Annotated in this window: 11 protein-coding genes; 5 read left to right on the top strand and 6 right to left on the bottom strand. The window is 67.4% G+C overall.

Annotated elements, in window-relative coordinates; all coding sequences use genetic code 11:
* Window positions 1–78 precede the first annotated feature (78 nt).
* Window positions 79–510 carry a YkgJ family cysteine cluster protein gene (locus ACZLIF_RS01110; RefSeq protein WP_053518425.1) on the top strand — a complete coding sequence of 144 codons (432 nt, stop codon included), beginning with the start codon at window positions 79–81 and terminating at the stop codon, window positions 508–510.
* A gap of 92 nt (window positions 511–602) precedes the next feature.
* On the opposite strand, the gene ACZLIF_RS01105 is transcribed toward ACZLIF_RS01110, so the two are convergent.
* The 4 genes from ACZLIF_RS01105 to ACZLIF_RS01090 form a co-directional block, all read right to left on the bottom strand.
* The gene (locus ACZLIF_RS01105; RefSeq protein ID WP_053518424.1) at window positions 603–1493 is read right to left on the bottom strand and encodes an alpha/beta fold hydrolase; all 891 of its coding nucleotides are present in this window, start codon (window positions 1491–1493) and stop codon (window positions 603–605) included.
* A 61-nt stretch (window positions 1494–1554) separates the two neighbouring features.
* A complete protein-coding gene (locus tag ACZLIF_RS01100; protein WP_008264841.1) occupies window positions 1555–2571 on the bottom strand; it encodes a 3-oxoacyl-ACP synthase III in 1017 nt (338 codons plus the stop codon).
* Window positions 2572–2674: 103 nt separating this feature from the next.
* Complete coding sequence (locus tag ACZLIF_RS01095; protein WP_053518422.1) at window positions 2675–2992, bottom strand: DUF4156 domain-containing protein; 318 nt, start codon at window positions 2990–2992, stop codon at window positions 2675–2677.
* Window positions 2993–3186: 194 nt separating this feature from the next.
* Window positions 3187–6036, bottom strand: coding sequence for a M16 family metallopeptidase (locus tag ACZLIF_RS01090; protein WP_128990718.1), 2850 nt, complete (start codon window positions 6034–6036; stop codon window positions 3187–3189).
* Window positions 6037–6451: 415 nt separating this feature from the next.
* Between ACZLIF_RS01090 and ACZLIF_RS01085 the strand changes: the two genes are divergently transcribed.
* Window positions 6452–6928, top strand: a complete 477-nt coding sequence (locus tag ACZLIF_RS01085; RefSeq protein ID WP_074902293.1) for an XAC0231 family protein — start codon at window positions 6452–6454, stop codon at window positions 6926–6928.
* Between the two features lie 66 nt (window positions 6929–6994).
* Entirely contained in the window at window positions 6995–7474 is a 480-nt protein-coding gene (locus tag ACZLIF_RS01080) for a tRNA (cytidine(34)-2'-O)-methyltransferase (RefSeq protein ID WP_262100933.1), read from the top strand.
* Window positions 7475–7615: 141 nt separating this feature from the next.
* Here ACZLIF_RS01080 and ACZLIF_RS01075 read toward each other — a convergent pair whose 3' ends face one another.
* Window positions 7616–8779 carry an acyl-CoA dehydrogenase family protein gene (locus ACZLIF_RS01075; RefSeq protein ID WP_128989302.1) on the bottom strand — a complete coding sequence of 388 codons (1164 nt, stop codon included), beginning with the start codon at window positions 8777–8779 and terminating at the stop codon, window positions 7616–7618.
* A 256-nt stretch (window positions 8780–9035) separates the two neighbouring features.
* Here ACZLIF_RS01075 and ACZLIF_RS01070 point away from each other — a divergent pair, with 256 nt between their 5' ends.
* The gene (locus ACZLIF_RS01070; RefSeq protein WP_128989300.1) at window positions 9036–10712 is read left to right on the top strand and encodes an electron transfer flavoprotein-ubiquinone oxidoreductase; all 1677 of its coding nucleotides are present in this window, start codon (window positions 9036–9038) and stop codon (window positions 10710–10712) included.
* A gap of 65 nt (window positions 10713–10777) precedes the next feature.
* Entirely contained in the window at window positions 10778–11179 is a 402-nt protein-coding gene (locus ACZLIF_RS01065) for a c-type cytochrome (RefSeq protein ID WP_053518416.1), read from the top strand.
* Here the strand turns inward: ACZLIF_RS01065 and ACZLIF_RS01060 are convergent.
* Window positions 11173–14775: an ATP-binding protein gene (locus ACZLIF_RS01060; protein ID WP_128989298.1), complete on the bottom strand. Its 3603-nt coding sequence runs from the start codon at window positions 14773–14775 to the stop codon at window positions 11173–11175. The two genes, ACZLIF_RS01065 and ACZLIF_RS01060, sit on opposite strands and share 7 nt — an antisense overlap.
* Between the last annotated feature and the right edge of the window lie 48 nt (window positions 14776–14823).

Below are 14823 nucleotides of genomic sequence, written 5' to 3'. Positions count from 1 at the left end.
TTCTTGCGCGGCGGCTCACTTCGTGGAAAATCCGCAGCCTCGTTCCCGATTCCGACTGCCGCCCGAGGCGGCTTGCCCATGCAACACCCCTGCATGACCTGCGGCGCCTGCTGCACCCAGTACCGCGTGGCCTTCCACTGGATGGAATCGGACGAGGTCACCCCGGGCGGCGTGCCCCACCAGCTGACCGAAGTGCTCGACCCGCATCGCCTGTGCATGCGCGGCACCCACTCCAAACCGGTGCGCTGCGTGGCACTGGATGCGCAGATCGGCGTGTATTCGCGCTGCACGATCCACCCCAACCGGCCCAGCGTTTGCCGCGAAGTGGATGCCTCATGGGAGTACGGCAAGGCCAGCCCGCAGTGCGACAAGGCCCGCATCGCCTACGGCCTGGACCCGCTGACGCTGGCCGACTGGCGCTGGCGCGACGAGGCGGACAACGACGACGATCATCCGGACGACAACGGCAGCAGCCCGTCGTCTCCGCCGCAGGCGCCGATCGCGGCGTGACGGTCGGGGTCGGGCCCGCTTCCGGCACGGAAGGGCTCTGACCCCCTGTACGACAACGCCGGGCATGGCCCGGCGCTACCGAGGGGATCCGATCAGATCGGGTTCGCGTCCAGGAAGGCGCGGATCTCCGGCACCAGCACCTCGTGCTTGTCTTCCAGCACGTAGTGGCCCGCGTCCTTGAAGGCATGCACCTGGGCCTGCGGCAGCGCCGCCTGGAAGCCCTGCAGGAAATGGTGGTCGAACACGAAGTCGCGCAGGCCCCAGCCTATGAAGGCCGGGCGATCGGCAAACGACGGCAGCGCCTTGCCTGCACGCTCCAGCAGCGACCACGCCTTGTCGGCCGGGCCCAGCGGAATGTCCTGCATGAAGCGGATGGTGCTGATGCGGTTGGCGTAGCTGTTGTACGGCGATACATACGCGCGGCGCACGTCGGCGGGCATCTTCCGCTCCACGCCCAGCCACGATGCGCCGGCGGAGAAGGCATTGAAGGTGCGGATGATCCACTCGCCGATCTTCCAGTGCCGTCCGAGCGCGATCTGCCATGGCATCTTCTTCGCTGCCGGCATCGGGAACGCGGCGGTGTTGAGCACCACCAGCCGCTTGACCTGCGCGTGGTGCGACAGCGCCCAGCCAAAGCCGATCATGCCGCCCCAGTCGTGCACGGCCAGGGTCACCGGGCCGGTGATGCCCAGGTGCCTGAGCAGCGCATCCAGGTCATCCACGCGCGATTGCAGCGTGTACGCATAGCCACGGTCATCGGGCTTGTCCGACAGGCCCATGCCGATGTGGTCGGGCACGATGCAACGGTACTTGTCCGACAGGCCGGCCACCAGCGTGCGCCAGTAATAGCTCCACGACGGATTGCCGTGCACCATCACCACCACCTCACCGTCGCGCGGGCCCTCGTCGAGATAGTTCATCGACAGGCCGGGGCGGACCTCGAAGCGTTGGGGATGGGCGGGGTAACCGGGAAGCTTGGACATCGGGTCGCACCTGTAAAAAGGGCCGGTAGTACCGGCCCCAGGATTCAACGCAGGGGTCTGTTTACCAGACCACTTCGGCCATCGAGCAGTTCAGACCCGAGCCGATGCCCAGAAGCGCGATGCGATCACCCTTCTTCAGCTTGCCCAGCTGCTTGAGCTTGCTCAGCACGATCGGTACCGACGCCGGGCCGATGTTGCCGTGCTCGCCGAAGATGGTCATGACCTTCTTCGGGTCGATGCCGAAGTTCTTGATGAACGCTGCGGTGTGCGGCTGGCTGACCTGGTGGATGACGAACTGGTCCAGTTCTTCCACCGCCCAGCCCAGCGCGATCTTGGCCGCAGTGAAGGTCTTCTGCGCCAGCTTGATGCCTTCGATCAGCAGCAGGCGGGTGTCGGTCACCATGCGGTCCAGGTTGCCCAGGCACAGCTGGTTCCATTCGGTCGCCGAACGGGTGACGCCGCCCTTGTAGCGCGGGGCATCCGGCACCAGTTCCGAGCGCGCCATCACCATCGCGGCAGCGCCCGAACCGGTGGTCAGCGCCGCCAGTTCGTTGCGGAAATCGTCGGCGGTGACGTCCGGCGCGGTCATGCGCTCCAGCGTCTTCTCGTACACCAGGTTGGCGGTTTCGCCATCCACCACCAGCGCATAGTCGATGTCACCGCGCTCGATCATGCGCGCCGCGATGTCCATGCCATTGATGAAAGCCAGGCAGGCATTTGCGACATCGAAGGTCATGCATTCGTCGCTGACACCCAGATTGCCCGAGACGATGGAGGCCGTGGACGGCTCCAGGTAGTCGCGGCTGACCGAGGTATTGACCAGCAGGCCGACCTGGGTGGCTTCGATGCCGGCATCTTCCAGTGCCTTGCGACCGGCCATGGTGGCCGCATCCGAGGCCAGCACGCCGTTGTCCCACAGGCGGCGGGCGTGGATGCCCGCGATATCGCCGAGCACGTCGGTGCGGATGCCCAGCCGGTCCAGCGTCGGCTGCAGGCGTTCGTTGATTTCCTTCGTCGTCAGCGTATGAGGCGCATCGACGTGTGCCAGGCCGGCGATCGAGACATTCTTGAAGAGCATCGAGGTTAGCGCCAAGGCTCAGGCAAAAGGGGGCGCTATTCTATAACCCCCCGGGCCTTCACCGCATCTTTACGAATTCAGGCTTGCCCGTATGGTGAAGGATTCAGCGCGGCGGGCACTGGAAGGCGGCAAAGCGCTGGCTGCCATCGGCCGGCGGTGCGGCGGCCTGTACGGCATTGGCGCCGGCGCTGGGGGCCTCGTTGCGGGCCAGCGTTTCCAGTTCTTCCTGCACGCGCAGCGGGTTGCGGTTGTAGAAGCCGACCTTGCTTTTCACGGTGACCACCACCTCGCCCTTGGTGATGCAGCCGGTCGGCGCCGGGCCGGCCGGCAGCACGCGGACGGTCTTCCCGGCCGGTTCGATCGGCACCCAGGTACAGGCGGTGACGGTGAGCAGCAGGGAGGAAAGCAGCAGAACGCGCATGGGCAGATCCTGGAAGGGTATGAGGGGGATTCTGCCTGAACCGCCTGAATCGAGGGTAGCCGGGAGGCCCCCTGGTAGCGCCGGGCCATGCCCGGCGATCGCGCAGCGCGGTATCCGTGGCCGCCGAAGCGCCGCCGGGCGTGGCCCGGCGCTACCCGGGGAAGCCTGCCCGCTTTGGCGGGCAGGCCTGTCCCTTACTTCTTGACCGGCTTGCCTTCGGCATCCAGCACGGTCACCTCGCCCAGGTTCAGCGCGCGCACGGCCGGCTCGGTCTGCTTGAGGTCGCCCACCACTACCCAGGTCAGCGCCTGCGGCTTGATCTCGGCCGCAGCCTGCTGCACCTGGGCCGGCGTCATCGCCTCGATCTCGGCCTTGCGACGCAGCACATAATCATCCGGCCGCTTGAACTGCACGATGCTGCTGATGGTCGCGGCGACCGCACTGGCGGTCTCATAGGCGCCCGGCAGGCTCAGCGTCTGGATGTTGCGGATGCGGTTGACCTCGGCAGCGGTGGCCGGCTTGCTGCCCGTGCTGAACTCGACGATTTCCTTCTGCATCTCGGCCAGCGCCGGGCCGGTCTTGTCGATCTGCACGGGGGCACTGGCCGCCCACGGCCGCTGTCCGACCGAGTTCGGCGCACTGCTGCGCGCGCCATAGGACCAGTGCTTGTCCTCGCGCAGGTTCATGTTCAGGCGCGAGGTGAAGTCACCGCCGATCACACCGTTGGCGATATCGAAGCGGGTCGAGCTGGCGTCACTGGACGGCGGCACCACCTGGCCGGCGAACAGGTTTGCCTGCACCGCACCCGGCTGATCGATCAGGAACACGCGCGGGCCCTTCGGCAGCGCCACATCGGTGGCCGCCTTCACCTGCGGCGCATCGCCCGTGGCCTTCCAGTCGCCCAGCTGCTTGTCCAGCAGGGGCACGATCTCGGCCAGCGTGGTATCGCCAACCACGATCAGGGTGCCATCCTGCGGGCGCAGCCAGTCGCGGTGGAAGTCGACCAGATCCTCGCGGGTGAGGCTGCTGATGGCCGCTTCATCGCCGCTGCCAGTGAACGGAATGGCGTACGGATGGCCTTTGCCGTACAGCAGCGGCGGCAGCACGCGCATGGCCACCGCGTTCGGGTTGACCTTCTCCTGCTGGATGCCGGCGATCCAGGTGGCCTTGACCCGGTCGATCTCGGCCTGTTCGAAGCGCGGCTCGCGCAGCAGATCGCGGTACAGGGCCAGCGATGGCACCAGGTTCTCCTTCAGTGCCGACAGGTCCACGGTCACCGAATCCAGGCCGGCACCGGCGTCCAGGCTGGCACCCAGCGCATCGGCGGCATCGGCGAAGGCCAGCGAGCCGAGCTTGCCGGCGCCTTCGGTCATCAGGTTCATGGTGAAGTTGGCGGTGCCCGGCTTGCGGCCCTGGTCGGCAGTGAATCCACCCGGGAACTGGTAGCTGAACTGCACCACCGGAATCTCGTGGCGCTCGGCCAGCACCACCTGGGTGCCGTTCTTCAGCGTGGCGCGCTGCAGGGCGGGGAACTTCAGCTGCGGGAATTCACGGGTCTGCGGCACGCCGGCCTTGCGGTCCACCTGCTCCGGCAGAGTGCTGTACTTCGGGTCCACCGCCGGCACGTTGAACGGCTTCGGCGCCTGTGAGGGATCTTCCTTCAGCGCCACGCGCTCGCCCGGTTCGACCACCAGCGTGTGGCTGCCGACGTCCAGCCACTGTGCGCCCAGGCGCTTCAGGTCGGCCGCGGTCGCCTTGTCGATGTTGGCCAGCGACGTGCGGAAGCAGCCCGGGTCGCCGGTGTAGACCGCGCATTCGGCCAGTGCGTCGGCCTTGCCACCGAAACCACCGATGCGCTCGATGCCGCGGATGAACGCTGCGCGCGAGCCGGTCTTGGCACGCGCCAGCTCGTCGGCCGTGGGGCCCTCCTTGATCAACCGGTCCAGTTCTTCGTCGATGATCTTCTCGACCTTGGCCGGATCCTGGCCCTGCTTCACCGTGGCCATGACGATGAAGTTGGAACCCAGCTGCGAGGCGTAGGCGCCGGCGCTGATGTTGTCCACCAGCTTGTCCTGGTGCTGCAGTCGCTGGCTCAGGCGCGAGGACTTGGCGCCGCCGAGCACATAGGCCAGCAGCTGCAGCTGGTCGACGTCGGTGGTGCCGACCTGCGGCACGTTCCAGGCGCGGTAGATGCGCGACTGCGGCACCTTGTCGGTCATCGTCTCGCGGGTGTCGGCCGGGCGCTTGGCCACGTCGACCTTCGGCTGCGCCATGCTCGGACCAGCCGGGATGCTGCCGAAGTAGCGCGCCACCTTCTCCTTGGCCGTGGCCACGTCGATATCGCCCGCCAGCACCAGCACCGCGTTGTTCGGGCCATACCAGGTGCGGAACCAGGTCTTGACGTCATCCAGCGAGGCCGCGTTGAGGTCGTTCATCGAGCCGATCACGCTGTGGTGATACGGGTGGCCGGCCGGGTACATCGCGCGGTTGAGCTTCTCCCAGGCCTGGCCGTAGGGCTGGTTCTCGCCCTGGCGCTTCTCGTTCTGCACCACGCCGCGCTGCTCGTCCAGCGCCGCCTGGTCGATCGCACCGAGCAGATGGCCCATGCGGTCCGACTCCATCCACAACGCCATGTCCAGCGCGGTGGTCGGCACGTTCTCGAAGTAATTGGTGCGATCGGTATTGGTGGTGCCGTTCTGGCCGGTGGCACCCACCTGCTTGAACGGTTCGAAATACTCGCCGTCGTGGTTTTCGCTGCTCTGGAACATCAGGTGTTCGAACAGGTGGGCGAAACCGGTGCGGCCCGCAGGCTCGTCCTTGCTGCCGACGTGATACCAGATGTTCACCGCCACGATCGGCGCCTTGCGGTCGGTATGCACGATCACGCGCAGCCCGTTGGGCAGGGTGAACTGCTCGAACGGAATATCGACCTTGGCCGGCGTGACCGTCTTGGCCGCCAGTGCAGGAGTGGGCGCGAGCGTGCCCAGGGCAGTGCTGAGGGCAACAGCGAGCAGTGCAGCACGCGGGCGCAGGGCGAGAGACATTTCCGGATCCTTGGTCACGTTGGTGAAGCCCGATCCTAGCGTGCCCATCCGGTGCCCGGAATCCGCCAGCAGTCACTGGGGGTGTTTGCCCTCGCAGCCGTTCAGGGCCTTGTCGGCCGCCCCCGACAGCAGTCACGCCTCCCCCGCCCCCGCGTCCGGACAGTGTCCGCGCCCCCTCGGATGGACAGGTGTCCGCCCCGCGGACACTTTCAGGCGGAATAAAAACCCTTTCAAATCAATGATTAAAAGTTGGCACGGGGTTTGCTTGGTACTTCCTGCGCCAAGAAGGGCTTCAGACAAAAGCTGACTGAAGACTGAACAAATGCAAGAAATCGAAAATTTTCCTTGCATCCCCCGAATTGGTGTTCTACCTTACTACCACACCACCGCTCAACAACACTAAACAGGCCCCGTCATGAACGCCAAGACCATTGCCATCGCCATCGCCCTGATCGCCGGCACCGCGGTTGTTTCGTCGGTGCAGGCCTCCGAATCCATCAAGACCTTGGACACCGTGCAGGTTCGTCCTGCCGCCGACCAGCTGGCCCAGCAGGCCTGGGAGCGCGCCAGCAGCATCCCGACCCTGGCCACGGTGGAAGTGCGGCCGAGCGCCGAGCAGCTGGCCGAACGCGACGGCTTCACCGTTGCCCCGGTCGCCGCCGCCCTGCCGATCACCACCCTGGCCGCGGTGGAAGTGCGCCCGAGCCTGGAACAGCGCGTCGCCCTGGCCGCCGAACTGGAAGCCCAGCGCTACGCCGCCACCCTGGCCGCCGCCGCCACCAGCGTCGCCAACCAGGTGATCGTCAACCTGCCGACCCTGCAGGTGCGTCCGAGCGCGGCCGACCTGCAGGCCCTGGCCACCGAAACCGCCCAGGTCCTGCTGCGCCCGTAAGCGGTGCCCGCCCTGCCCTGGCAGGGCGTGCGCCGTACGGGCCGCCGTCGCAGGTACACTGCGCCGATGAATGCCGCACCCCAGTTCCACGTGATCCTGTTCCAACCGGAAATCCCGCCCAACACGGGCAATGTGATCCGGCTCTGCGCCAACACCGGCGCGCAGCTGCACCTGGTCGAGCCACTGGGCTTCGCACTGGAAGACAAGCAGCTCAAGCGCGCCGGCCTGGATTACCACGAGTACTCGCGCCTGCAGGTGCATCCTGATCTGGACACCGCGCTGGCGCGGATTGCACCGAAGCGGTTGTTCGCACTCAGTACCCGCGCCAGCGTGCGCTACGACAGCGTGGCCTTTGAAGAGGGCGATGCCTTCCTGTTCGGCCCGGAAAGCCGTGGCCTGCCGCAGGACGTGCTCGATGCACTGCCGGATGGCCGCCGCCTGCGCCTGCCGATGCGGCCGGACAACCGCAGCCTCAATCTTTCCAACACCGTTGCCGTGGTGATGTATGAAGCCTGGCGGCAGCACGGGTTTGCCGGCGGCGCGTGAGAGGAAGCAGCCGAGCATGGGCTCGGCTCTACACGTACGTGTGACCTGCTTATGGTGGGTGCGGACCTTGGTCCGCACCGATGCCCGGATGCGCGCCGAAGAAATGTGCCGACCAAGGTTGGCACCCACCGGAACCCGCTGTCAGAACGCGTTGATGCCGGTCAGTTCGCGGCCGATCACCAGCTGATGCACGGTCTCGGTGCCTTCATAGGTGATCACCGATTCCAGGTTCAGCGCGTGCCGGATCGCCACGTGTTCGGTGGTGATGCCGGCGCCGCCGAGCAGGTCACGGCATTCGCGGGCGATGTCGATGGCCATGCGGCAGTTGTTCCACTTGGCCAGGCTGACCTGCTGCGGCTGCAGCTTTCCGGCCTCCTTCAGACGGCCCAGCTGCAGCACCAGCAACTGCGCGGTGGTGATGCGTCGCGCCATCTCGGCCAGCTTGATCTGCGCGCTCTGGGTGGCGGCCAGCGGGCGGCCGAACAGCACGCGCTCCTTGGCGTAGCCCAGCGCTTCATCCAGGCAGGCGATGGCCGCGCCGATCGGGCCCCAGCTGATCCCGTAACGCGCCTGGGTCAGGCACCCGAGCGGCCCCTTCAGGCCCTTCACGTTCGGCAGGCGGTGGCTGTCGGGCACGCGCACATCGTCGAAGAACAGCGCGCCGGTCAACGAGGCGCGCAGGCTCATCTTGTGCTTGATTTCCTGCGTGGTGAAACCGGCCATGCCCTTCTCCAGCACGAAGCCCTGGATGCCGTCCTCGGTCTGTGCCCAGACGATGGCCAGGTCGGCCACCGGGCCGCTGGTGATCCACATCTTGCTGCCGCTGATGCGCCAGTCGCTGCCGTCGCGTACCGCTCGGGTCTTCATGCTGGCCGGGTCGGACCCACCGTGCGCCTCGGTCAGGCCGAAGCAGCCGATCAGTTCGCCGCGTGCCATCGCCGGCAACCACTGCTGGCGCTGTTCCTCGCTGCCGTACGCGTAGATGGGATACATGCACAGCGAGCTCTGCACCGAAACGAAGCTGCGCAGGCCCGAATCGCCGCGCTCCAGCTCCTGGCAGATCAGGCCATAGCTGACCGCGCCGAGGCCACCGCCACCGTATTCGGCCGGCAGTGTCGCGCCCAGCAGGCCCAGCGATGCGATCTCCGGTACCAGTTCGGCCGGGAAGCGCGCCTGGTCGAAGGCATCGCCGATGATCGGCAGCACGCGCTCGTTGGTGAAACGGGCCACGCTGTCCTGTACTGCGCGCTCTTCCTCGCTGAGCAGGGAACGGACATCGAACAGGTCGTACGGATCCAGGGCCATGGCACTCACACGCAGTCGGGACCGGGCCATTGTCGGTCATCCGGGAAGCGCGTGCCGACCCAGGTCGGCACCCACCCGGCTGCGGGCGTACGCTGCACTGCAGCAATCACGACGTGAACATCGGCGATCTAGCTCGATCACGCCCGTCCCGGTACCCTGACACATTCAAACAACCGTTTCGCCGTGGCTGCACGCGCGATTTCCAGGCAACCGCCGGTGGCCCTGCTACCGGCACTACCCACGAGTCATGCAATCGATGAGCGCTGAAGCCAACGCCCTGCCCCCGCGTGAAGTAATGGAGTTCGACGTGGTGATCGTCGGTGCCGGCCCGGCCGGCCTGGCCACCGCGATCCGACTGCGCCAGCGTGCGATCGAAGCCGGCCGCGAACTGTCGGTGTGCGTGCTGGAGAAGGGCTCCGAGCCCGGTGCACATGTTCTGTCCGGCGCGGTGATGGACCCGCGCGCCCTGACCGAACTGTTCCCGGACTGGGCCGAACGCGGCGCACCGCTGAAGCAGAAGGTCACCCGCGACGAGTTCCTGTTCCTCAGCGAGACCGGGTCGCGCAGCACGCCCAATGCGCTGCTGCCGGAGTGCTTCCACAACGAAGGCAACTACATCATCAGCCTGGGCGAAGTGACCCGCTGGCTGGCGCAGCAGGCCGAGGCGCTGGAAGTGGCGATCTTCCCCGGCTTCGCCGCCGCCGAGGTGCTGTACGGCGACAACGGCGAAGTGATCGGCGTGGCCACCGGCGACATGGGCATCGAGAAGGACGGCAGCATCGGCCCGGCCTTCGAGCGCGGCATGGCGCTGCATGCGAAGTACACGGTCTTCGCCGAAGGCGCGCGCGGCCACCTCGGCCGCCAGCTGATCGCCCGCTACAAGCTGGACGAAGGCAAGGACCCGCAGGCCTACGGCATCGGCATCAAGGAACTGTGGCAGATCGACCCGGCCAGGCATGAGCCGGGCCTGGTGGTGCACGCCGCCGGCTGGCCGCTGGACAGCGACACCTACGGCGGCGCGTTCCTCTACCACGCCGACGGCGGCAAGGTCGCCATCGGCTACGTGGTCGGCCTGGACTACAAGAACCCGTGGCTGAGCCCGTTCGAGGAATTCCAGCGATTCAAGACCCATCCGCAGATCCGCAAGCACCTGGAAGGCGGTACCCGCATCGGCTACGGCGCGCGTGCGATCACCGCCGGCGGCCTGCTGTCGCTGCCGAAGACGGTGTTCCCCGGTGGCGCGCTGGTCGGTTGCGAGGCCGGTTATCTCAACGCCAGCCGCATCAAGGGCAGCCATGCCGCGATCAAGACCGGCATGCTGTGCGCCGACGCCGCGTTCGACGCGCTGGCCGCCGATCGCCAGCACGATGAACTGAGCGCCTATCCGCAGGCCTTCGAAGCCAGCTGGCTGTTCACCGAACTGCAGCAGGCCAAGAACTTCAAGCAGTGGTTCAAGAAGGGCCAGACCGTGGCCACGCTGATGACCGGTGTGGAGCAGTGGCTGCTGCCCAAGCTGGGCGTGCGCAACCCGCCGTGGACGCTGCACCGTACGCAGCCGGACCACGCCTGCCTGGAGCCGGCGGCCCAGCACACCCGCATCAGCTACCCGAAGCCGGACGGGGTGCTGACCTTCGACCGTCTCAGTTCGGTGTTCCTGAGCAGCACCAACCACGACGAGAACCAGCCCAGCCACCTGACCCTTAAAGATCCGAGCATTCCGGTGAAGGTGAACCTGGCCGAGTACGCCGGCCCGGAAGCGCGCTACTGCCCGGCCGGCGTGTACGAGTTCGTTGGCGAAGCCGACAACGCACGCCTGCAGATCAACGCGCAGAACTGCGTGCACTGCAAGACCTGCGACATCAAGGATCCCACCCAGAACATCGTCTGGGTGACCCCGCAGGGCGGCGGCGGCCCGAACTACTCGGGCATGTGACCGCAGGGGGCTGCGACCGCGTGTCGCAGCCCGGCCCGCGGCGGCCACGGCTATCCTCTCCGCCCATGCGTGCCTTCCGTCTGCTCCCTGCCCTCGTCCTGCTGCTGGCGTGCAGCGGATGCCAGCGCACGGCCACGCCACCGGCCACGCCTGAGCAGGCGCGACAACAGGCGATGCAGCGCGCATTCGAACTGTGTGCGGGCTGCCACACGGTGCAGGCCGGTGGCATCCACCGGTTCGGCCCCAACCTGCACGGTGTGATCGGACGCCGCGCTGGCAGCCTGCCCGACTATGGCTATTCGCAGGGCATGCGCCGAGCCGATATCGTCTGGACCGCGCAGACCCTGGATGCCTTCCTGCAGTCACCAACGCAGCAGGTGCCCGGCACGCGCATGTACAACGCGTTTCCCAGCGCCGAACGACGTGCGCTGGTGATCGCTTACCTGCAGCAGCAGTCCGCTCAGTGAGACAGCCCCTGCAGCTGCTGCTGCAGGCGTGACAGGAACGCCTGGACTTCGGCGAACAACGGCGCGCTGTCCACTTCTCCGGCGTCTTCCAGGCGTTCGACCAGGGCATTGGCCTGCGTTGCCAGCGCATGCGCACCCACCGCCCCGAGCCCCCCGGCCTGGCGATGCAGGTGCAGGGCGGCGGCCTCGCGGTCGCCGGCCTGCACCGCACGCTGCACGGCCGCGATATCCACCTCGCTGGCCTGCAGCAGGGTGGCGGCCAGCTGCACGGCGACCGCATGCGAACCGAAGCGCCGCTGCAGGCCCGCCAGGTCCAGCGATGCGTCGCCCTCCACCGCTGCGGACGACTCGGCGGTCGCCTCCGGTGCCACGGACGCCTGCGGCAGCCATCGCATCAACGCCGCGCGCAGCGTAGCCAGCGACAACGGCTTGGCCAGCACCTCATCCATGCCGGCCTCGCGGCAACGTCGCGCGTCGTCGTCCAGCACGCTGGCCGTCAATGCCAGTACCGGCATGCGCGCCTGGCCCTGGCGGCCTTCGCGCTCGCGCAGCAGGCGGGTGAACGCAAAGCCATCGAGAACCGGCATGCGGCAATCGGTGATCACCAGGTCGAAGCGTTCCGACGCCAACCGGTCCAGCGCCTGCTGGCCATCACTCACCAGCACGTGCGGAAGGCCCAGCTGCTGCAGCCGCCAGGCCATCATCGCCTGGTTGGTCGGATGATCCTCGATCACCAGCACGCGGCTCTGGCGCAGCGCGGTCGGCAGCAGCGCCGCCTGCTCGTGCTCGCTCGCCAGCACGGCGACGTCCTCGATGCCGGCTTCCACCAGCGACAGACGGACCTCCGCGCGGGTGCCCTCGCCGAGCGTGCTCTGCAGCGTCAACGTGCCGTCCATCATCTGCACCAGCCGCTGGCAGATGCTCAGGCCCAGGCCGGTTCCGCCATGGTCGCGCTGGATGTATGCACCGGCCTGGGTGAACGGCGCGAAGAGGTGCTGCAGCTGTTCCGGCGCGATGCCCATGCCGGTATCGATGACGCTCAGGCACAACGGCTGACTGCCATCGGCGGTGGTCGGCCCGAGCACCTCCAGCCGCAGCCACACATCGCCCTGCGCGGTGAACTTGATGGCATTGCTGAGCAGGTTGAAGACGATCTGCCGCAGGCGCACGCCATCCACTTCATGCGCCGCAGCCAGCTGCGGATCGATCTGCACGTGCAGGGCCAGGCCACGCGCGCTGGCCTGCGCCGACATCAGCCGGCACACGCCTTCCAGCAGCGTCCGCAGTGACAATGGCACCGGTTCCAGGCGCAGCGCGCCGGCTTCGATGCGCGAGTAGTCGAGGATGTCATCGAGGATCTGCCGCAGCATCTGCGCAGAATCCTCGATCACGGCAAGGATGCGCTGCTGTTCTGCATCCAGCGGCGAGTGCGCCAGCACTTCCAGCATGCCCAGTACACCGCTCATCGGCGTGCGGATCTCATGACTCATCGTGGCCAGGAAGCGTGATTTGGCCTCGGCCGCCTGTTCCGCCTCGATCTTGGCCGCCGCCAGCGCATCGGCCTGTACGCGTGCCTGGGTCACGTCCACCCAGTAGCCGCTCCAGGTGACGGCGCCGGCCTCGGTGGCGTAAGGGTGAGCCTGGCTGCGTACCCAGCGCGCGGGCGTGCCGTCATCACCCGGCAGCAGGCGGAACTCGAAGGCAAGCGGCGCGAACTGGCGGGCCGCCTGGTCGATGGCCTGCAGCACGGCCTGGCGGTCGGTGTCCTCGATCCGCGCCAGCAGCGCCTGCGCATCCTGCTCGGCACGCTGCCGCGGAATGCCGAACAGTGCCTGCAGGTCGCCGGCGATGAAGGGGAAGGCCAGGCTGCCGTCCGCGTCGCGACGTGCCTGGTAGACCACCGCAGGCAGATTGTCGGTGACCTCGGCCAGGCGCTGCTCCAGATGGCGGCGACCGGCCACCTCCCGGCGCAGCCGCCAGTGACCGACGCCATGCACCACCGCCCCGGTCAGCAGTACCAGCAGCAGCGGAAGCCCCCAATGCAGCACGGCGTCCCAGTCCACGCCACTGCGATATTCCACGGCCAGCCAGTCGCCCCGCAGCGCCTCATGCTCCCGCGGTGACATCTGCAGCAGCAGGCGGTCGAAGGTGGTCGCCAGGGCGGCATGGCGACGGTCGACAGCCAGCGCCAGCTGGTCGCCGAATCCGGCCGGCGCAAGGATCTGCAGACGGCCCGGGAAGCGGTTGCGCAACAGGTGATCGACCAGGACCAGGTTGCCCACGTAGGCATCGGCCTCGCCATTGGCCAATCGCTGCAACGCCTGCTCGCCACTGCGCGCGGGAATGATCTTTGCCCGTGGCGCCTGCTGCAGCACGTAGCCGCGCAGGCGTTCCGGGTCGGACAGCAGCACGCGCTTGCCCTGCAGATCGGCCAGCCCCAGGATCGCCGGGCTGTCGCGCGTGCCGACGATCACGCTCGGCACGCTGATGAAGGGCTGGCTGAACACCCAGTCCGGCCCCAGGTAGCGCGAATCGGTGGGAATGCCCATCACCGCCTGCACCTCACCCTGCAGCGCCTTCTCGCGCACCTCGAACCAGTCGTGGCTGGTTTCCACCTTCAGGTTGGCGCCGACCTGGATCAGCCGCCGCAGGTACTCGCTGGTCAGGCCGCTGGGCTGGCCGTCGTCGTCGGTGAACGAAAGCGGCGCGGCATTGGGCGCAAAGGTGATCTTCAACGGCTGCTGCAGCACGCGCTTTTCGGCCTGGCTCAGGGCCAGCTGCGCCGACGCGGACCATTCCGGAGGCCGCAGCCAGCGCTGGGCCAGCGCGTCCCGCTGCGCCTGGCTGGTGGCAGCCAGCGCCAGGTCCAGGGCCTCGGCCAGCGGCTGCTTGCCGTTGGGGACACCGAAGTGCAGCCGTTCGGGAGGCAGATCGCTGGGCCGCAGCAGGGCCACCCCCTTCAGCTGATGGCGCCCGATCAGTTCGTTGGCGACGTAGGCGTTGCCGATGTAGACGTCGGCCTTGTCGTCTCTGACCATCTGCAATGCGGTCAACGTGTCACTTACGACAAGCTGTCGAGCGCGCGGAAATCGTGCACGCACCTGCGGTGCGGTCAGGAAATCCTGCTCGATCACGACGCGCAGGCCGTCCAGGTCCGGCATCTCCGAAGCGCGCAGGTCTCCGGGCCGTCCAACCACGGCCAGCGGGGCCTCCGCATAGGCCGAGGTATAGACCATGCAACGGGTGCGGTCCGCACTGAGCCCGATGTTCATGACCACATCGACCTCGCCCCGGCACGCCGCATCGAGTACCGTCGTCCAGTCGGTATAGCGACGCGCCTCGATGTTCACGCCCAGACGACGGGCCAAAAGCGACAAGTAGTCCGGCCCCAGGCCGACCTGCTTGTCTTCGTGGATCGACTCGAAAGGGGGCCAACCGCTGTCATACTGCCCGACGACGATGCGAGGGTGCGCGGTCAGGTATTCGCGCTGCAGGGGACTCAACGGCAATGGGCCGGGCGCGAGTTGCGCCCAGGCGACGGCAGGACCCAACATGGCCAGCAGCAGGACCCGCCCGCGAACAGCCCAGCTACGCATCGGCGTTGATCTCCTAGAATCCTGCCAGGAGCCGCGATGGTCGCGGTC

The sequence above is a fragment of the Stenotrophomonas sp. 2201_Sma genome, from assembly GCF_056486685.1.
The sequence above is the reverse complement of the archived record's forward strand: the minus strand, read 5'-3'. Positions and strand labels throughout refer to the sequence as shown.